This window comes from Lentzea sp. DG1S-22 (genome assembly GCF_036321065.1).
Classification (GTDB): Bacteria; Actinomycetota; Actinomycetes; order Mycobacteriales; family Pseudonocardiaceae; genus Lentzea; species Lentzea jiangxiensis.
The window spans coordinates 3210913-3229420 of record NZ_CP143276.1; the positions used below are offsets into that span (position 1 = coordinate 3210913).

Annotated in this window: 15 protein-coding genes; 9 read left to right on the plus strand and 6 right to left on the minus strand. The window is 71.4% G+C overall.

Annotation, left to right across the window (positions count from 1 at the left end; genetic code table 11):
- Window positions 1–2 precede the first annotated feature (2 nt).
- The 7 genes from V1227_RS14010 to V1227_RS14040 all read left to right on the plus strand — a co-directional run bounded on the left by V1227_RS14010 (window position 3) and on the right by V1227_RS14040 (window position 6993).
- Complete coding sequence (locus V1227_RS14010; protein ID WP_329792993.1) at window positions 3–179, plus strand: 2Fe-2S iron-sulfur cluster-binding protein; 177 nt, start codon at window positions 3–5, stop codon at window positions 177–179.
- Window positions 176–1366, plus strand: coding sequence for an FAD/NAD(P)-binding oxidoreductase (locus V1227_RS14015; RefSeq protein WP_329792995.1), 1191 nt, complete (start codon window positions 176–178; stop codon window positions 1364–1366). The genes V1227_RS14010 and V1227_RS14015 overlap by 4 nt, the downstream gene beginning before the upstream one ends.
- Window positions 1363–2256, plus strand: a complete 894-nt coding sequence (locus V1227_RS14020; protein WP_329792996.1) for a dihydrodipicolinate synthase family protein — start codon at window positions 1363–1365, stop codon at window positions 2254–2256. The genes V1227_RS14015 and V1227_RS14020 overlap by 4 nt, the downstream gene beginning before the upstream one ends.
- Window positions 2253–3245, plus strand: coding sequence for a proline racemase family protein (locus tag V1227_RS14025; RefSeq protein WP_329792997.1), 993 nt, complete (start codon window positions 2253–2255; stop codon window positions 3243–3245). The genes V1227_RS14020 and V1227_RS14025 overlap by 4 nt, the downstream gene beginning before the upstream one ends.
- Before the next feature lie 114 nt (window positions 3246–3359).
- A complete protein-coding gene (locus V1227_RS14030) occupies window positions 3360–5804 on the plus strand; it encodes an ABC transporter permease (protein ID WP_329792998.1) in 2445 nt (814 codons plus the stop codon).
- Window positions 5805–5824: 20 nt separating this feature from the next.
- Window positions 5825–6400: an ATP-binding cassette domain-containing protein gene (locus V1227_RS14035; RefSeq protein ID WP_329792999.1), complete on the plus strand. Its 576-nt coding sequence runs from the start codon at window positions 5825–5827 to the stop codon at window positions 6398–6400.
- Complete coding sequence (locus V1227_RS14040) at window positions 6400–6993, plus strand: ATP-binding cassette domain-containing protein (RefSeq protein WP_329794021.1); 594 nt, start codon at window positions 6400–6402, stop codon at window positions 6991–6993. The genes V1227_RS14035 and V1227_RS14040 overlap by 1 nt, the downstream gene beginning before the upstream one ends.
- A 72-nt stretch (window positions 6994–7065) precedes the next feature.
- Here V1227_RS14040 and V1227_RS14045 read toward each other — a convergent pair whose 3' ends face one another.
- Together V1227_RS14045 and V1227_RS14050 are read right to left on the minus strand one after the other, a co-directional pair.
- Window positions 7066–7512 (minus strand): Lrp/AsnC family transcriptional regulator, encoded by a 447-nt coding sequence (locus V1227_RS14045; RefSeq protein WP_329793000.1) that lies wholly within the window; start codon window positions 7510–7512, stop codon window positions 7066–7068.
- On the minus strand, window positions 7509–8630 hold the full coding sequence (locus V1227_RS14050) for a M24 family metallopeptidase (RefSeq protein WP_329793001.1): 1122 nt from the start codon (window positions 8628–8630) through the stop codon (window positions 7509–7511). The genes V1227_RS14045 and V1227_RS14050 overlap by 4 nt, the downstream gene beginning before the upstream one ends.
- 28 nt (window positions 8631–8658) lie before the next feature.
- On the opposite strand from V1227_RS14050, the gene V1227_RS14055 reads away from it, so the two are divergent.
- Window positions 8659–9603, plus strand: a complete 945-nt coding sequence (locus tag V1227_RS14055; RefSeq protein WP_329793002.1) for a 5'-3' exonuclease — start codon at window positions 8659–8661, stop codon at window positions 9601–9603.
- Window positions 9604–9654: 51 nt separating this feature from the next.
- Here V1227_RS14055 and V1227_RS14060 read toward each other — a convergent pair whose 3' ends face one another.
- The 3 genes from V1227_RS14060 to V1227_RS14070 all read right to left on the minus strand — a co-directional run bounded on the left by V1227_RS14060 (window position 9655) and on the right by V1227_RS14070 (window position 14459).
- Entirely contained in the window at window positions 9655–10860 is a 1206-nt protein-coding gene (locus tag V1227_RS14060) for a GNAT family N-acetyltransferase (RefSeq protein ID WP_329793003.1), read from the minus strand.
- Window positions 10861–10929: 69 nt separating this feature from the next.
- Window positions 10930–11622 (minus strand): DUF4333 domain-containing protein, encoded by a 693-nt coding sequence (locus tag V1227_RS14065; protein WP_090098111.1) that lies wholly within the window; start codon window positions 11620–11622, stop codon window positions 10930–10932.
- A 95-nt stretch (window positions 11623–11717) separates the two neighbouring features.
- The gene (locus V1227_RS14070; RefSeq protein ID WP_329793004.1) at window positions 11718–14459 is read right to left on the minus strand and encodes a DEAD/DEAH box helicase; all 2742 of its coding nucleotides are present in this window, start codon (window positions 14457–14459) and stop codon (window positions 11718–11720) included.
- Between the two features lie 589 nt (window positions 14460–15048).
- Between V1227_RS14070 and V1227_RS14075 the strand changes: the two genes are divergently transcribed.
- A complete protein-coding gene (locus tag V1227_RS14075) occupies window positions 15049–16269 on the plus strand; it encodes an IS110 family transposase (RefSeq protein ID WP_329794022.1) in 1221 nt (406 codons plus the stop codon).
- A gap of 397 nt (window positions 16270–16666) precedes the next feature.
- Here the strand turns inward: V1227_RS14075 and htpG are convergent, their stop codons facing one another.
- Window positions 16667–18508: a molecular chaperone HtpG gene (gene htpG / locus V1227_RS14080; RefSeq protein WP_236220070.1), complete on the minus strand. Its 1842-nt coding sequence runs from the start codon at window positions 18506–18508 to the stop codon at window positions 16667–16669.

Here is an 18508-nt window from a genome sequence, read left to right on the forward strand (position 1 = left end):
AGGTGACGTTCAACGGACTGCAGCGCGAGGTCGCCCACGTCGCGGAGTTGTTGCCCGGCAGGTTCTTCTGCGGCATCGGGGTCTGCTTCGGGTGTGTCGCGGAGATCAACGGCGTGCCCGAGGTCCGCGCGTGCCGCCACCCGCTGCGCGACGGCGACGTGATCAGGACGACGCCGTGAGGGTCGTCGTGGTGGGGGCCGGACCGGCCGGCATGGCCGCCGCGAGGACCGCCGCCGACGCGGGCGCCGAGGTCACGATGGTCGACTCGGAACCCGAGGCGGGCGGCCAGTACCTGCGCGGGCGGGCCGGGTTCGCGCACAGCGGCGTGACGCACCTCAAGAACACCGAGGCGTGGCTGGTCGAGGACCACACGCTGCACCTGCGCGGTCCGCGGCGGCTGGCGTTCGACAAGCTCGTCATCGCGACCGGCGCCTACGACCGCCCGCTGCCGTTCCCCGGCTGGGACGGCCCCGGGGTGATCACCGCGGGTGCCGCCCAGGCGCTGGCGAAGCAGGGCGTGACGCTGGCCGAACGCGTGGTCGTCGCGGGCACCGGCCCGTTCCTGCTGCCCGTCGCGACCGCGTTGCAGGACCTGGGCGCCACGCTCGTCGGCGTCTACGAGGCCTCCTCGCCCGCCCGGTGGCTGCGCGAGGCGAAGGCCGTCGCCGCCAACCGGCACAAGGTCGGCGAGCTCGCGCGCTACCGGAAGGTGTTGCCGCGCCTGGAAACCCGCACGGCGGTGATCGCCAAGCGCGGCCCGAACGTCACCGTCGCGAAGCTCGACAGCGCCTGGCACCCGGTCAGCCACCGCACCGTGCAGGCCGACCTGGTCTGCACCGGCTACGGCTTCCTGCCCCGCACCGACCTGGTGCCGCGAGCAAGGCGCACCGACGACTTCCTGGAGGTCGACGAGCACCAGCGGACGTCGGTCGAGGACGTCTACGCCGCCGGCGAGGTCACCGGCATCGGCGGCGCCGACCTGGCCGAGGCGGAGGGTGTCGTCGCCGGGGCCGCCGCGGCCGGCCTCACGCCACCGGGCAAGGCGCTGGAGGCCGTGCGCAGAGGCCGCCTGTTCGCCGCGGCACTGGCCAGGGCGCACGAGGTCCGGCCCGGCTGGCGGACGTGGCTCGACCAGGACACCACCGTGTGCCGCTGCGAGAAGGTCCGCCTCGCCGACCTCACCGACGCCGCGAGCATGCGCGAGCTGAAGCTGTCCAGCCGCGTCGCGCTCGGCCGCTGCCAGGGCCGCATCTGCGCCCGCAACGCCGCCGAGCTGACCGGCGTCCCGTTCGACGGCCAGCGCCGCGTGATCGCGGTCCCGATCCCCCTAGGCGAACTCGCCGACCTCCCGGAGGAGAAGTCATGACCGAACGCCTCGACGGCGTCATCGTCGCCACCGCGCTGCCCTACGCCGAGGACCGGAACGCCCCGGCGGGGCTGCGCCCCGACCTGGACAGGTTCGCCGAGCACTGCCGGTGGGTCGTCGAGAACGGCTGCCGCGGCGTCGGCCCGAACGGCTCCCTGGGCGAGTACTCGTCGCTGACCGACGCCGAACGCCGTGCGGTCGCGCAGACCGCCATCGCCGCGGTGAAGGGCAAGGGCATCGCGGTCATCGGCGTGCACGGCGTCGGCGCGCACCAGGCCCGCCACTGGGCCGAGCTCGCGGCCGAGGACGGCGCGGACGGCGTGCTGTGCCTGCCGCCCACCATGTACCGGGCCAACCGCGGCGAGGTGGTGCACCACTTCCGCGAGGTCGCGAAGGCAGGGCTGCCGATCATGGTCTACAACAACCCGATCGACACCAAGGTGGACCTGACCCCGGACCTGCTCGCCGAGCTCGGCCAGATCGAGAACGTCGTGGCGGTCAAGGAGTTCTCCGGCGACGTCCGGCGCGTGCTGGAGATCCGCGCGGCCGCCCCGCACCTCACGGTCGTGGCGGGCGCGGACGACGTCGTGCTGGAGAGCCTGCTGATGGGCGCGACCGGCTGGTTCGCGGGCTACCCCAACGTGTTCCCCGCCGAGAGCGTCGAGCTGTTCACCCTGGCGCGCGACGGCGAGCTGGACAAGGCACGCGCGCTGTACGAGAAGCTCGTGCCGGCGTTCCGCTGGGACTCGCGCACCGAGTTCGTCCAGGCCATCAAGCGTTCCATGGACTACGTCGGCCGCTACGGCGGTCCGTGCCGTCCCCCGCGCGGCCCGCTGAGCGCCGAGCAGCTCGCGCAGGTCGACGCCGACATGGCGCTGGCGACGTCATGAGGTTCGCGAAGTACTTCAGCGCCGTCGACTCCCACACCGAGGGCATGCCGACGCGGGTCGTCACCGGTGGTGTCGGCGTGGTCCCCGGCGCGACGATGGCCGAGAAGCGCCTGAACTTCATCGAGGACCACGACCACATCCGCAGGCTCCTCGTCGACGAGCCGCGCGGCCACGCGGCCATGAGCGGCGCGATCCTGCAGCCGCCGACCCGTCAGGACGCCGACTGGGGTGTGCTGTTCATCGAGGTGTCCGGTCTGCTGCCGATGTGCGGGCACGGCACGATCGGCGTGGCGACGGTGCTGGTCGAGACCGGCATGGTCGAGGTGACCGAACCCGTCACCACCGTCCGCCTCGACACCCCGGCGGGACTGGTGCTCGCCGACTACGACACCCGCACGAAGCTCGTGACGATCCGCAACGTCCCGGCGTACGCGCACGAGCTGGACGCGGTCGTGGACGTGCCGGGGCTCGGCGAGGTCCGCTACGACATGGCCTACGGCGGCAACTTCTACGCGATCGTGCCGCTCGCGGACCTGGGCATCCCGTTCGACAGGGCGGAGAAGGACAGGATCCTGGCCGCCGGACTGTCCATCATGGACCGGATCAACGCGGTGAACCGCCCGGTGCACCCCGTGGACCCGGCGATCAGCGGCTGCAAGCACGTCCAGTTCACCGCGCCCGGCGAGGACGGCGCCCACTCGCGCAACGCGATGGCGATCCACCCCGGCTGGTTCGACCGCTCCCCTTGCGGCACGGGCACCTGCGCCCGGATGGCCCAGCTGCACGCCCGCGGAGAGCTGGGGATCGGGACGGACTTCGTCAACGAGTCGTTCATCGGCACCAGGTTCATCGGCCGTCTGCTGGAAGAGGTCCCTCTCGGGGACCGGACGGCCGTCGTGCCCACCGTGGCCGGACGCGCGTGGATCACGGGCATGGGCCAGTACCTGCTCGACCCGACCGATCCGTTCCCGGAGGGGTTCGCGCTCTAGCCACCGGGCTCGGGCGCGTGACAACGCCCGGTCCGGACTCCCCTGCTGCGCGCCGGGCCGTTCCGTTACCTCCCGAGCCTCCCCAAAACGACGAACGCCGATTAGCGTGCGCTCGTGCAGTTGCCGTGGAGAGCCGCGCCCAGGGCAGCGCTGTCGAGTCCGCTCACCCTCGTCGTGAGCATCGTGACGACGTTGCTGCTGGGCTTCGTGGTGGCCGCCGCCGCGCTGCACTCGTCCGCCTCGGGCAGCGCCGCGCTCGCCTACCAGCAGGACCGCATCTGCCCGCACACCGTGCACCCCGGCCTCGACGGCGAGGGCCTGCCGCTGTCGCAGGCCGTCTCGATGGCCGCCCGCAGCGACCTCGGCGGCGCCTACTCGCGGATCGGCAGGCCGGACTTCGGCGGCATCGCGACCTACGGCCGGTTCGGCTACCGGCCGGACGCGCAGGCGCACCTCACCGTCCTGCAGGGCGGCGGCACGGGTCTGTGGGTGCCGCAGACGATCGCCACGTCCGCGAAGGTGCGCGTCGGCGACCGGCTGACCGGGTCCCCGCTCGTGGTGACCGCCGTCTACGCCGACCTGGCGCAGCCCGTGGACGGGTGGTGGTGCTCCGAGGCGAAGACCGCGGTGCCGAACCCGCTGGGCGGTGACGGCGCCAGCACGTCGGTGATCTGGGTGTCCAGCCCGTCCGACCTCGCGCTGCTGCCACCGGAGTTCGCGTCGAACGCCACGGTGACGCTGCGCTTCGCCTCCGAGCGGCTCTCGACGCTCACCGAGGCCGAATCCCTGCGGGATCGGGGCAACGCGCGGCTGGCGGCGCTCGGACTGCCGTTGACGCGGACCGACCTGCTGTCCGGCGCGATCGCGGCGGCGCGGACGTCCGAGCGCAACGTCTCGTCGGCGCTGCTGCCGTTGGTGGTCATCAGCGTGCTGGTCGGCCTCGCGGGCGTCGGCACCGTGACCGTGCAGTGGGCGCAGCGGCGGCACTCGGAGCTGCGGCTGCTGTGGGTGCGCGGGGCGAGCCCGCTGGCGCTGGGCTTCCGCGGTGTGCTGGAGCTCGGTCTGCCGCTGGTGCTGGGCGGCGTGCTGGGGCTGGTGGCCGCGCGGCTGCTGCTGCCCCTGTACGCGCCGGGCGTCGTGCTGGCTCCCGGAACGCTGTGGGTGGCGCTGGGTCTCGTGCTGGGCGTGGTGGTGCTGAGCCTGGCGGTGACGGTGCTCGTGGCGTCGTGGCGGGCGCATCGGACGTTCCAGCGGCGGGCGCGGGCGCGGCGGTTCGGCCTGGTGCCGTGGGAGCTGCTCGTGGCGTCCCTCGCCGTGCTCGCTTGGTTCCGGTTGTCGGACAACGGGCTCGGCACGTCGCCGAAGGCGGGCTCGCTGCCGCGCGTGGACGTGGCCGCGCTGGCGTTCCCGCTGCTCGTGGTGCTGGCGGCGGCACTGCTCTCGACCAGGCTGCTGCGGTGGTCGCTCGGCTGGTCGCACCGCGTGCAGTGGTGGCAGGTCCCGGCCGCGCAGTTCGCGGTGCGCCGGCTGGCCGCGGCCGTCGGACCCGTGACCGGCGTGCTGCTCGTGGGCGTGCTGGCGGTCGGCACGATCGCCGTCGGCAGCGCGGTGGCGGGCGCGCAGCAGTCGGCGCTCGCCTCCAAGTCGGGCGTGTTCGTCGGCGCCAACAGCACCGCGCAGGTGTCGCAGGACGTTGCCCTCGGACGCGTCGAGCTGCCGTCGTCGTTGCGCGGCAACACAACTCTCGTCGGCGTGAGCACCGGCGCACTGGTCGTGGACCCGGCGACGTTCACCGACGCGGCCGTCCTGGACGACGCCGCTTCGGTCCGTGCGCTCATCTCGGACCTGAAGCGCACCGGCGACATCGCACCCGCGGTGCGCATCGGTCGCTCGCCGGACCAGGAGATCCAGATCCCGGGTCTGCCGCTGCTCAAGCCCGTGGCGTCGCTGCCGTCGTTCCCGAAGCTCGGCACGCGCGGCTACGTCGTCGCGCGCGACTCGGTGCCCGCCGTCGACCAGGTCGGCTCGTGGCACCTGTGGTCGGCACTGCCGTTGGCCGACCTGACCTCCGCGCTGCGGGCGCAGGGCATCCACTACACGAACGTCGCCGACCGTGCCCGCGTGCTCGACGGCCTGCCGTTCCTGACCGTGGAGTGGACGTTCGGCTTCGTGGCCGCGATCGGCGTCGTGCTGGCCGTGGTCGCCGCCGTGGCCCTGCTGCTGGCCGTCGAGGTGCGCCGCCGCCAGAACGCCGTCTCCGGCGCCCTCTCGGCCCGCATGGGCATGCGCCCGGCGGTGCTGTGGTGGAGCCACCTGCTGGAGGTGGGCGCGCTCGCGTTGCCGGCACTGGCCGTCGGCCTGCTGGCGTCGTTCACGAGCACCGGGGCGGCCGTACCGCGCCTGGATCCCGCCCCCTGGCTCAACCCGGCCCCGGTGCTCCCGAACCCGCTGCCGCTGCTGGGTGTCATGGTGAGCTGCGGTGCCGTGGTGGTCCTCGTGGCGGCATGGCTTGCGTTGCGCGGTGTGCGAACCGCGCGGATGGGAGAGCTGCTCAGGTGATCCGTGCTTGTGGAGTAGAGGTGTCCTACGGTTCCGTGCGCGCCGTCTCGGACATGTCGCTGTCCATCGCGCCCGGCCTCACCGTGCTGTCCGGCCCTTCCGGCTCCGGCAAGTCGACCCTGCTGCGCGTGCTGTCCCTCGTGGAACGACCGTCCGCCGGGGAGGTCTACGTGCGCGGCGTGCCCACCTCCGCCCTGTCGTGGTCGGACCTGCGCGCGTTGCGGCGCAGGGAGATCGCGGTCGTGTTCCAGAACCCGCCGGACAACCTGATCACGCACCTGACCGTCGGCGACAACCTGCGCGCGGCCGGCGCCGGCGACCTGTCGCTGCTCGACCGCCTCGGGCTGGGCGGGTCCGCGACCTGGCGCATCGGCGCGCTGTCCGGCGGGCAGCAGCAACGGCTGGCCTTCGGGTGCGCTTTGGCGCAGGGGGCGTCCGTCGTGGTGGCGGACGAGCCGACGTCGCAACTGGACGTCCGGTCCGCCGACCTCGTGCTGGAGACGCTGGCGTCGCTGCCGGTGCCCGCGGTCGTGGCGTCGCACGATCCCCGGCTGGTCTCGCTGGCGGACCTGTGCATCCCGCTGGCCGCGTCGTGATCCGGGCTTCGGGGGTGCACCGGAGCTTCGGCGGGGTCTCGGTGCTGCGCGGGGTGGACCTGGCCGTGGCCGCCGGTGAGCTGGTGACGCTGAGCGGGCCGTCCGGGTCGGGGAAGACCGCGTTGCTGTCGTTGTTGTGCGGGTTCGACGTCCCGGATCGCGGGTCGGTGTCACCCGGTCCGGCTCCCTGGTCCGACTGCGCCGTTCTGCCGCAGGCCCTGGGGCTGGCGTCGGAGTTGACGCTGGAGGAGAACGTCGCTCTGCCGTTGCGGCTGGCCGGGTTGCCCGTCGACGGGGTCTCGCCGTTGCTGGAGGAGCTGGGGATCTCCGCTTCGGGCGGGCGGTTCCCCTCGCAGGTTTCGTTCGGGCAGCAGCAGAGGGCCGCTCTGGCCCGGGCCGTGGTGGCCCGCCCGGCCGCCCTGCTCGCCGATGAGCCGACCGCGCACCTGGACGCCGTCAGCGCGGTGGCGGCGGTGTCGGTGTTGCGGCGGGTGGCCGACGAGGGGGCCGCGGTGTTGATCGCCACCCATCACGAGGCCGTGCACGAGGTGGCTGATCGGGTGCTGGTGCTGGCCGACGGGCGGGTCGGCTGAGCTCGGGTGCTGCGGCGGGTTCTCCCCACCGCAGCACGCCCGGCCCACCTCGGCAGCTCGTGCGGCCCGCGCTCACACCGCGGGCGGCCGGTCCTCGTAAGGCGTCGACAGCACGACCGTGGTGCGCGTGGAGACGTTGGCCGACTCCCGGATCTTCTGCAGCAGCTCCTCCAGCGCGACCGGCGACGCGACGCGGACCCGCAGGACGTAGGAGGCGTCGCCCGCCACGGAGTAGCAGGCCTCGATCTCCGGGAGGTGCTCCAGGCGCTTCGGGTAGTCGTCGGGCTCCGACGGGTTGATCGGGAACAGCGAGATGAACGCGGACATCGGCAGGCCGACCTCCGCGCCGTCGAGGCGGGCGGCGTAGCCCTTGACGATGCCTCGCTGTTCCAGGCGCTTCACCCGCTGGTGCACCGCCGAGACGGACAGGCCCACGCGTTCGGCCAGGTCGGTGAAGCTGCACCTGCCGTCCGAGGCGAGCTCCTTCAGTATTGCCCTGTCGATCTGCTCGAGGGTCAAAGCACCACCAGGTCGTGAGGTCGGTTGTTGAAGGACTCGACGCCGTCCGCGGTGGCGACCACGATGTCCTCGATGCGCGCGCCCCAGCGGCCGGGCAGGTAGATGCCGGGCTCGACGCTGAAGGCCATGCCCGCTTCCAGCGGCAGGGAGTTGCCGCTGACGATGTAGGGCTCCTCGTGCACGTCCAGGCCGATGCCGTGGCCGGTGCGGTGGACGAAGTACTCGCCGAAGCCCGCGTCCGCGATGACCTCGCGCGCGACCGCGTCGATCTCCTCGCACGTCACGCCGGGGCGGACGGCTTCGACGGCGGCCTTCTGCGCGGCCTGCAGCACCGCGTAGGTCTCGCGGACGTCGTCGTACGCGGGCTCGCCCATCACGTAGGTGCGGGTCGAGTCGGAGTTGTAGCCCTCGGCGACCGGGCCGCCGATGTCGATGACGACGACCTCGCCCGCCTCGACGACGCGGTCGGAGTCGCGGTGGTGCGGGGACGCGCCGTTCGGGCCGGAGCCGACGATCACGAAGTCGGCGACGGTGTGGCCTTCCTCGACGATGGCGGCGGCGATGTCCTCGGCCACCTCGCGCTCGGTGCGGCCGACGCGGAGGAACTCGCCCATGCGCGCGTGGACGCGGTCGATGGCGGCGCCCGCCTTGCGCAGGGCGGCGATCTCCGCGGCGTCCTTGCGCATGCGCAGCTCGCGGATGATCGGGCCGGCCAGGGACTGCTCGCCACCGATGGCGTTGCCGAGCTTGATGGTGTGCAGGGCGGGCATCATGTCCGCCACGGCGACGCGCGTGCCCTTCAGCGCGGCCTTGACCAGCGCGTACGGGTCCTCGCCGTCGACCCACGTGACGACCTCGACGCCCAGCTCGTCGGTCGGGATGGCCGCGTAGCCGGGCTGCTCCAGCTTCGGCACGACCAGCCTCGGCGTGCCGCCCACGGGCAGCGCGAGGCAGGTGAGGCGCTCGAACGAGTCGCCCCCGGCACCGATCAGGTACCGCAGGTCCGAGCCGGGCGAGATGAGCAGGGCGTCGACGCCCGCCTGCTCGGCGGCGGCGCAAGCGCGGTCGAGCCGCGCACGCAGCGCGGACACGTCGATGGGCCCGGTGATCGTTGCCATGCCGGAAAGCCTAGTAGCTTGTCCACCCGTGAGCTCTCCCCTGGTGCTGCTCGACTCCGCGAGCCTCTACTTCCGGTCGTACTACGCGCTGCCGGACTCGATGACCGCGCCCGACGGCACGCCGGTGAACGCCGTGCGCGGGTTCGTCGACACGATCGCGCGCGTCATCACCGACCGCGGCGCGGCCCGCCTGGTCGCCTGCCTCGACGCCGACTGGCGCCCCGAGTTCCGGGTGAAGGCGCTGCCGTCCTACAAGGCGCACCGCGTCGCCGAGGGCGCGACCGACGGGTCGGAGGAGGTCCCGGACACGCTGACGCCGCAGATCCCGATCATCCTCGACGTCCTCGACGCCGCCGGCATCTGCACCGGCGAGGCGGCGGGCTACGAGGCCGACGACGTGATCGGCGCGCTGGCCCACCGCGAGAAGAAGTCCCCCGTCGAGGTGGTCACGGGCGACCGCGACATGTTCCAGGTCGTGCGCGCGGAACCGACTCCCGTGCACGTCCTCTACGTCGGCCGCGGCTGGAACAAGGTCGAGGTCCTCGGCCCCGAGGAACTGGCCGCCAAGTACTCGCTGCCCGTCGAGAACGCGGGTTCCGCGTACGCCGACATGGCCGTGCTGCGCGGCGACCCCTCCGACGGCCTGCCGGGCGTCGCGGGCATCGGCGAGAAGACGGCCGCCAAGCTCATCACGGAGTTCGGCTCCCTCGACGCCGTGCTCGCGGCCGTCACCGACCCGATGGACCGCAAGCTCACCACCAAGGCCCGCAACTCGCTCATCGCGGCCGAGGAGTACCTGGCCGCGGCACCGGTGGTCGTCCGCACCGCGCTGGACGCCCCCGTCGTGCTGGACCGCTCCGACGAGGTGCCGCGCGTGCCCGCCGACCCGGAGCGGCTGCGTGAGCTGACGCAGCGCTGGGGCCTGGGCAGCTCGGTGCCGCGGCTGGTGAACGCGATGGAGCGGCGCGCCTGACGGACGGGTCCGGGACGGCCACCGCTCCGGACCCGCGCCGCCCGTGCGGCTCTAGAAGAACGTCGAACACAGCGGTGCGACGGGGCTCGCGAACAACGCGTCCGCGTCACCGAACCGCGCGCCCTCGATCCGCCTGACCGCGGCCAGGTCCGAGAACCTCGTGTCGCCGAAGTAGACCGCGCCGAGCAGGTCGACCGGGATCGTGATGTCCGGCCGTGCCTCGACGCGTTCGGCGCCGTCGGCCGAGACGCGGTAGCAGCCGGTGTTGGCGGGCAGGAGCTTGTCGTGGACCTCGAGGACGACGGGCTCGGCGGCGCCGTAGGTGCGGGCGGCAAGCATGCGCGGGACGTCCACCAGGCGCAGCCAGACCTGGTCGAAGACGTCCTTGGTGTGCACGACGCGCGGGTCCTCGAAGAGCCAGGTGAGCGGGTCGTCGAGCGCCGCGTCGACCTCGACGGTGTCGACCAGGTCGAGGCGCGTCAGGTAGATCCACAGGTCGCGCCACGCGTCGGTGCCGGCCCACGCGAAGTCCACGACCTGCAGCGCGTGCTTGAAGTCCTTGTCGGAGGAGGCCTTGTAGGACACGTAGCCGTCGTCGCCGTCCGGTCCACTGTGGACCACGGTCACGGTGTTGTCGCCGTCGGACCCGCGGTCGAGCGCCTTGGCCCACCACCCCGGCCAGCGCGAGATCTGGCCCGGCCTGCCGAGGCCGAACGCGGTGTGCAGCTCCGGCAGGAGCTTGTCGGCGGTGTCGGGGTCCACCATGCGCACCCGGCCGGTCGGCCCGCCCGGGATCACGGCCCGGCGGGTGTCCACGCGCAGGAACCGCACCCGGCCCGCCAGGCCGTAGCCGAAGCGGCCGTAGATGCGGCCCTCGGACGCGCGCAGCGTCGCCACGGGGTCCGGGAGCGTGGAGAGTTGTTCGCGCATCAGAGCGCTCAGCACGCCACGGCGCGTGTAGTCGGCACGGACACCCACACGTGAGACGGCCGAGTGCGGTACGACGGCGCCACCGGGCACCACCATCGAGCCGCCGTAGGACTGCGTCGTCCCGATCATCTCGTCGCCCTCGAACGCCGCGTGCACCCTGCCGGGCTCGTAGGAGGGCAGCGTGACCTTCCACTGCTCGTCGGTGGGTGGGGCCCAGTGCATCGCACGGCGGAAGAGCGTGTTGTGGGCGCGGTACTGCGATTCGTCGCTGAGAACGCGGATCTCCGTCACGCCCGCGATCGTCGCCCAGCGCGACGGCGAACGCACCTCAGTTTCCCCGGACGCGGAAGGCGCCCCTCCGCTTGCGCGAAGGGGCGCCTTCCGGCACGGCCGCGATCAGCCGGTGGGCTGGCCGACCTCGTACTCGCCGTCCTCGGTCTTGACGACGATCTTGACCTTCTTGTCCTTGCCGCCGACCTGGACCTTGCACTCGAACGAGGTGTTGGGCTTGACCTCGTTCTCACCGCCGCACGTCGCGGCTCCCACGTCGGAGATCTTGTACTCGTCCTTCAGGATCTGGACGATGCCGTTCTGGACGGCGGTGTTGTCGAAGATCTTCTTCTTGAAGAAGGCCGGCGACACGAAGCCGGTGAACAGCACGGCGCCGACGAGCAGGACGACGACCACCGCGGCGACCCAGATGGCCGCGCTGGACTTCTTCTTCGGCGGCATCGGCGGGCCGTAGCCCGGCTGCTGGCCGTACGGGTTGGGCTGCTGGCCCGGCATGCCGTACTGCTGCGGCTGCTGGCCGTACGGGTCCTGCTGCGGGGTGCCGTACGGGTTCGACTGCGGCTGCTGGCCGGGCACGCCGTACTGCTGCGTCTGCTGCTGCGACGGGTCGAAACCCGGGTACGGCTGCTGCTGGCCCGGCTGGGGCTGCTGCGGCTGGCCGTAGGGGTTCTGAGCCGGGAAGCCGCCAGACGGGGTGCCGGGAGGGAAACCGCCACCGTAGGGCTGCTGCGGCTGCTGCGGCTGGCCCCAGGGCTGCTGCGGATCGTTCCCTCCGGACGGTCCGTACGGGCTGCTCATCTGTCGACCTCCGTGTGTACGACGTTGCGGCGAAATCCAATCACACCGTTGACGTCAGTCTTTACTCCGACTCGCAAAACCTTCGTCAGGCCGCGTCACATCATCGCCACGACTCCGCGGCGCAGCGCGTCGACGGCCTTCGCCGCCGCCGCGCCCACCGGGTCCTGCCGGCCGACCACGTCGCGGATCTGGTCCAGGAGGTCGATCACCTGCCGGCACCAGCGGACGAAGTCGCCCGCGCCGAGCTCGTTGCCACCCGCCTCGGCGGCGCTGAGCACCTTCTCGAGCGACTCGCCGCGCGCCCAGCGGAACACCGGCCACGCGAAGCCCGCGTCCGGCTGCCGCGTGATGCGCTCCAACCTGAGGCGGCGCTCGTCGTCCTCGATCTCCGCCCACAGCCGCACCGTCTTGAGCATCGCGTCGGCCACCGGGCCCTGCGGCAGGCGCGCCTCGACGGGACCGTCCCGGCGCGCCTCGTAGACCAGCGACGACACGACGGCGGCGAGCTCCTCCGGCTTGAGGCCCTTCCACACCCCGTGGCGGATGCACTCGGCCGCCAGCAGGTCGGACTCGCTGTAGAGCCTGGTCAGGCGCTTGCCGTCGGCCGTGACCTCCTCCGACTCGCTCAGGTAGCCGCGCTCGCGCAGCAACGCGCGGATGCGGTCGAACTGGCGCGCGAGCGAGTGCGTCGTCGCCGCGACCTTGCGCTCCAGCTGCTCGGTCTCGGCCTTCAGCCGGTGGAACCGCTCGCCCCAGCGCGCGTGGTCCTCGCGCTGGTCGCAGCCGTGGCACGGGTGCGAGCGCAGGGCGCGGCGCAGCGTCGCGAGCTCGGGGTCGTCGTCCGCCGTGGTCCGCTTGCGGCCGCGCGAGGGCACGGTGATGCCGGTGTTGCGGATCGTCGACGCCAGGTCGCGGCGCGACTTGGGCGAGCGGACGTCGACCTGCCGGGGCAGCCGGACGTGGCCGAGCACCTCGACCGGCGACGGGAAGTCCGCCGACGTGAGGCGCCCCGACCAGCGGTCCTCCGTGACGACGAGGGGTTTCGCCTCCCCCATCGGCTCGAGACCGGGGTCGATCACGACGGCGAGACCGCTGCGGCGGCCGGACGGCACCGCGATCACGTCGCCCTTGCGCAGCCGTTCGAGCGACTTGGCCGTCTCGATGCGGCGCGCGTTCGTGTTCTGCTTCGCGAGCTGCTTCTCCCGGTCCGCGATGCGCCGGCGCAGCGACGCGTACTCCGCAAAGTCGCCGAGGTGGCACGTCATGGACTCGGAGTAGCCCTCGAGCGCCTCCTTGTTGCGCTCGATGCGGCGCGCGAGGCCGACGACCGACCGGTCCGCCTGGAACTGGGCGAACGACTGCTCCAGGATCTCGCGCGCGGACGCCGCCCCGAGCTGGAGCACGAGGTTGACGGCCATGTTGTAGCCGGGCCGGAACGACGACCGCAGCGGGTACGTGCGCGTGGAAGCGAGACCACCGACCGACTTCGGGTCGATCCCCGGCTGCCAGACGACGACCGCGTGCCCCTCGACGTCGATGCCACGCCGCCCCGCACGGCCCGTGAGCTGCGTGTACTCGCCGGGCGTGAGGTCGACGTGCGCCTCGCCGTTGTACTTCACGAGCTTTTCGAGCACGACCGTGCGCGCCGGCATGTTGATGCCCAGCGCGAGCGTCTCGGTCGCGAACACGACCTTCACGAGACCGCGGACGAACAGCTCCTCGACGGTTTCCTTGAACGCGGGCAGCAACCCGGCGTGGTGCGACGCGATGCCGCGTTCGAGCGCCTCCCGCCACTCCCAGAACCCGAGGACCATCAGGTCGGCCTCGGGCAGGTCGCGCGTCTTCTCGTCGATGATCCGGCGGACCTGCTCGGTCTCCTCCGGCGTGTTGAGCCGCAACCCGGCCCGCGCCGTCTGCGCGACCGCCGCGTCACAGCCCGCGCGGCTGAACACGAACACGATCGCGGGCAGCAGGCTCGCGGCGTCGAGCCGCTGGATCATGTCGGTGCGCGACGGCGGCTTGTACCCGGTGTTGCGCGGCGGCCGGCCCCCGCCGCCACCCCGGTTGCGCCCGCGGCTGAACGGCACGTGGTACCGGGTCAGCTCCTCGGTCTTGCGCAGGACCTGGGCGTTGATCCGCGCGTGCGTCTCGTCGCCCTCGAACAGGTCCAGCATCTGGTTGCCGACCATCATGTGCTGCCACAGCGGCACGGGCCGGTGCTCGTCGACCACGACCGTGGTGTCGCCGCGCACCTCGACCAGCCACTCGCCGAACTCCTCGGCGTTGCTGACCGTCGCGGACAGACCGACCACCTGGACGTGCTCGGGCAGGTGCAGGATCACCTCTTCCCACACGGGGCCGCGGAACCTGTCCGCCAGGTAGTGCACCTCGTCCATCACGACGTACGCGAGACCGTCCAGAGTGGACGAACCCGAGTAGAGCATGTTCCGCAGCACCTCGGTCGTCATCACCACGACCGGCGCACCGCCGTTCACGCTCGTGTCGCCGGTGAGCAGACCGATGTTCTCCGGCCCGTACCTGGCGGTGAGGTCGGCGAACTTCTGGTTGCTCAACGCCTTGATGGGCGTGGTGTAGAAGCACTTGCGCCCCTCGCTCAGCGCGAGGTGCACGGCGAACTCACCCACCACCGTCTTGCCGGCGCCGGTGGGGGCGCAGACGAGCACTCCGTGACCGTCCTCCAGGGCCTCGCAGGCCTGGCGCTGGAACGGGTCCAGCTCGAACGAGATGACGGAGCCGAAGTCGGTCAGCTTGGGCCGCTGAGCGCGACGCCGGGAGTCGGCGTAGGCCTCGGCCGGGGACCGCGAAGCACGTGACACCCCTTCAGGCTTTCACATCGCACCGACAATTGCCGTTGAGATTGATTAACTTCAGGCTGCACTGAAGATATCGAGGAAGTTGTGGGGTGTTTCGCGGGCTGGCGCGGGTCGGGTCGGGGCGGGTGGTTGCTGTTCCGGCGGGATGGTCACCTTGAGCGGTGATGTCACCCTGGCGAGTAGTCGCCTTCGCAGCGGAGTCACCTTGAGGCGGTGGTCGCCTCGGGTCCCGCATTGCGCGTGCTCGCTTCATTGCCGCTGCGCGACGATTGCGATCGGGCTGCGCCATCACCGCTGTTCAGAGCCGTGTGGCTCAGACGGCTCAGCCCGCCATCCCGCTCGGTGGCCTGGTGGCTCGCCTAATGAGTGCTGAGCCGGTCGTCTGGCAGGCTCGGTTCTGGTAGCGCTGGTGGGTGAGCACTCGGCTCGCCTGGACTGTGAGTCCTTGCCGAAGATCGTGCCCTCGCCGGTGCCGGGAGAACGGGATCGCTGCTGGGATGTCGTGCCCACCGGCTGGTGTGAGCACTGTTCATTAGGTCGCTGATGGTTCTCCCGTTGCTGCTGATGAGGTGTGAGTCGGGAGGGTGAGATGCTGCTGCTGGTGGGTGATGACTGGGCTGAGGATCATCACGATGTCGAGGTGATGGACGCTGGCGGACGCAGGCTGGCGAAGGCCCGGTTGCCCGAGGGGGTGGCGGGGATGGCGCGGTTGCACGCGTTGATCGCCGAGCACTCGGGTGATGCCGATGTGGGGGATGTGCAGGTGCGGGTCGGGATCGAGACCGACCGGGGTCCGTGGGTGGCCGCGCTGGTCGCCGCTGGGTATGCGGTGTTCGCGGTGAATCCGTTGTCGGTGGCGCGGTTTCGGGACCGGTATCAGGTGTCGGGCGCGAAAAGCGATGCGGGGGACGCGCATGTGCTGGCGGACATGGTCCGCACCGACGCGCACCAGTTGCGTCCGGTCGCGGGTGATTCGGCCGAGGCCGAGGGCATCAAGGTCGTGGCGCGGGTGCACAAGACGTTGATCTGGGATCGGACCCGTCACACGCTGCGGTTGCGGCATTCGTTGCGCGAGTACTTCCCCGCTGCGCTTGCGGCGTTCACCGATCTGGACGCGCCGGACACGCTGGAGCTGCTGGGCCGGGCAGCCGATCCGGACACCGCGAAGAGGTTGTCGTTCAACCAGATCCGCGGCTCGTTGGCGCGGGCCCGGCGTCGGGACGTCGACACCAGGGCCGCCGAGATCCAGGCCGCGCTGCGCGCCGAACACCTCGGACAGCCGCCGGTGGTGACGGCCGCCTATGCGGCGGCGACCCGCGCCACGATCGCGATCCTGGCCACGCTGGCCGAGCAGATCACCGGCCTGCAGCGCGAGGTCGAGGCCCATTTTGGCCGGCACCCGGACGCTGAGATCATCCTGTCCCAACCCGGGATGGGACGCGTTCTCGGCGCTCGGGTGCTCGCCGAGTTCGGAGACGACCCCACTCGCTACGCCAGCGCCAAGGCGCGCAAGAACTACGCCGGCACCAGCCCGATCACCATCGCCTCCGGCAAGAAACGCACCATCGCGGCCCGGCACGTCCATAACGACCGGCTGCTCGACGCCCTGATCGCCCAGGCCTTCGTCGCCATGCGGGTCAGCCCCGGCGCCCGCGCCTACTACCAGCAGCAACGCGCCCGAGGCGGCAGCCACAACGCCGCCTTGCGCCAGCTCGCCAACCGCCTGGTCGGCATCCTGCACGGCTGCCTCAAAACCCGCACCACCTACAACGAACACACCGCCTGGGCACACCACACCGCCGCAGCCGCTTGACACCCCTGGCAACTGGGATGTCTTCGGCTTCGCCCTGTTGGCAATGCGGTTCGCCTCGGCTTCGCCATCGTGGTTGTCGACGGTGGCTCGCGTCGTTCCGGACCGGCGAGGACTGTCAGACCCCGCGAGTACGTTGGGTCGCGGGGGACCCGGAATCAGAGGGGACCCCTGCGCGAGCCTGCCCGGCGCCGCAGCACTCGGGGCCTCCCGGCCGCCACCCGTCCGACGCCGTTCCGCTCGGCACCGCCACACCCCAGCAGGCGGTGCTCCGCTCGGCACGGCCCAGCCGAGCAGGCGGTACTCCGCCCGCCTGACGCCACCCCGTAGGCGCCGGACGTGGCGGGTGGCTGCGTTCGCATCGCCACCCGCCACGCCTGCGACGGGAAGGTCCCGGCCGCTAGAAGGTGCGCTGCACCCTGTCGGCCACGAGCTTCACGAAGCGGGACGGGTCGGCCAGCTCGCCGCCCTCGGCCAGCAGGGCGAGGCCGTAGAGGAGCTCGGCGGTGTCGGCGAGGCCGTCGCGTTCGCCGGCTGCGAACGCTCCGTGCAGGCCCTCGACCAGCGGGTGGGACGGGTTCAGCTCGAGGATCCGCTTGATCTTCGGCAGCTCCTGGCCCATCGCCTTGTACATCTTCTCCAGGGTCGGAGTGATGTCGTGGGCGTCGCCGACCACGCAGGCGGGCGAGGTGGTCAGGCGGGACGAGAGGCGGACCTCCTTCACGTCGTCCGCGAGCTGCTCCTTCAGCCACGTGAGGAGGTCGGCGAACTCGGTGGCCTTGGCCTCGTTCGCGGACTTCTCCTCGTCGGTCTCGAGGTCCACCTGGCCCTTGGCGACGGACTGGAGGGTCTTGCCGTCGAAGGACGGGACGGAGTCGACCCACATCTCGTCGATCGGGTCGGTGAGGATGAGGACCTCGAAGCCCTTGGCGCGCAGGGCTTCCATGTGCGGGGACTTCTCGACGGCGACGCGCGAGTCGCCGGTCATGTAGTAGATGTGCTCCTGGCCGTCCTTCATGCGCCCCACGTACTCGGCCAGCGTGGTGGGCGTGTCCTCGGAGTTCGTGGAGGCGAAGGAGCAGATCTCGAGGATCGCGTCGCGGTTGTCGTGGTCGGAGAGCAGGCCCTCCTTCAGGGCCGCGCCGACCTCGCCCCAGAACTTCCGGTAGTCGTCGGGGCGGGAGCCCATGAGCGACTTGATCGACGAGAGGACCTTCTTCACCAGGCGGCGGCGCATCAGCTGGATCTGGCGGTCCTGCTGCAGGATCTCGCGCGAGACGTTCAGCGAGAGGTCCGCCGCGTCGACGACGCCCTTGACGAAGCGGAGGTACTCCGGCATCAGCTCGGCGCAGTCCTCCATGATGAAGACGCGCTTCACGTAGAGCTGGACGCCCCGCTTGGCGTCGCGCATGAAGAGGTCCATCGGGGCCTGCGAGGGCAGGAACAGCAGGGCCTGGTACTCGAAGGTGCCCTCCGCCTGCATGCGGATGGTCTCGAGCGGCGCGTTCCAGTCGTGGCTGATGTGGCGGTAGAACTCCGCGTACTCCTCCTCCGTCACCTCGGAGGCCGGACGGGCCCAGAGGGCCTTGCGCGAGTTGATCTCGTCGCCGCCCAGGCGGACCGGCCAGGTGATGAAGTCCGAGTAGCGCTTGACGATCTCGCGGATCTTCGACGGCTCGGTGTAGTCGGGCAGGCGGTCCTCGTCGTCGGACGGCTTGAGGTGCAGCGTCACCGAGGTGCCCTGCGGGGCGTCGTCGACGTCCTCGATCGTGTACGTGGCCTCGCCGGTCGACTCCCAGCGGACGCCCTTCTCGGCGTGCGGGTACTTCGTCACGAGGGTGACCTTGTCGGCCACCATGAACGACGAGTAGAAGCCGATGCCGAACTGGCCGATCAGGTCGGACGTCGAGGACTGCTGTTCCTTGAGCTGCTTCAGGAACTCCGCGGTGCCGGACTTGGCGATCGTGCCGATCAGGCGCACGACGTCCTCGCGCGTCATGCCGATGCCGTTGTCGCGCACGGTGAGGGTGCGCTCGGCGGGGTCGGTCTCGATCACGATGTGCAGGTCGTCGACGTCGACCTTCATGTCCTTGTCGCGGAACGACTCCAGCCGCAGCTTGTCCAGCGCGTCGGAGGCGTTCGACACCAGCTCGCGCAGGAACGTGTCCTTGTTCGAGTAGATCGAGTGGATCATCAGCTGCAGCAGCTGACGCGCCTCGGACTGAAACTCCAGCGTCTCCAT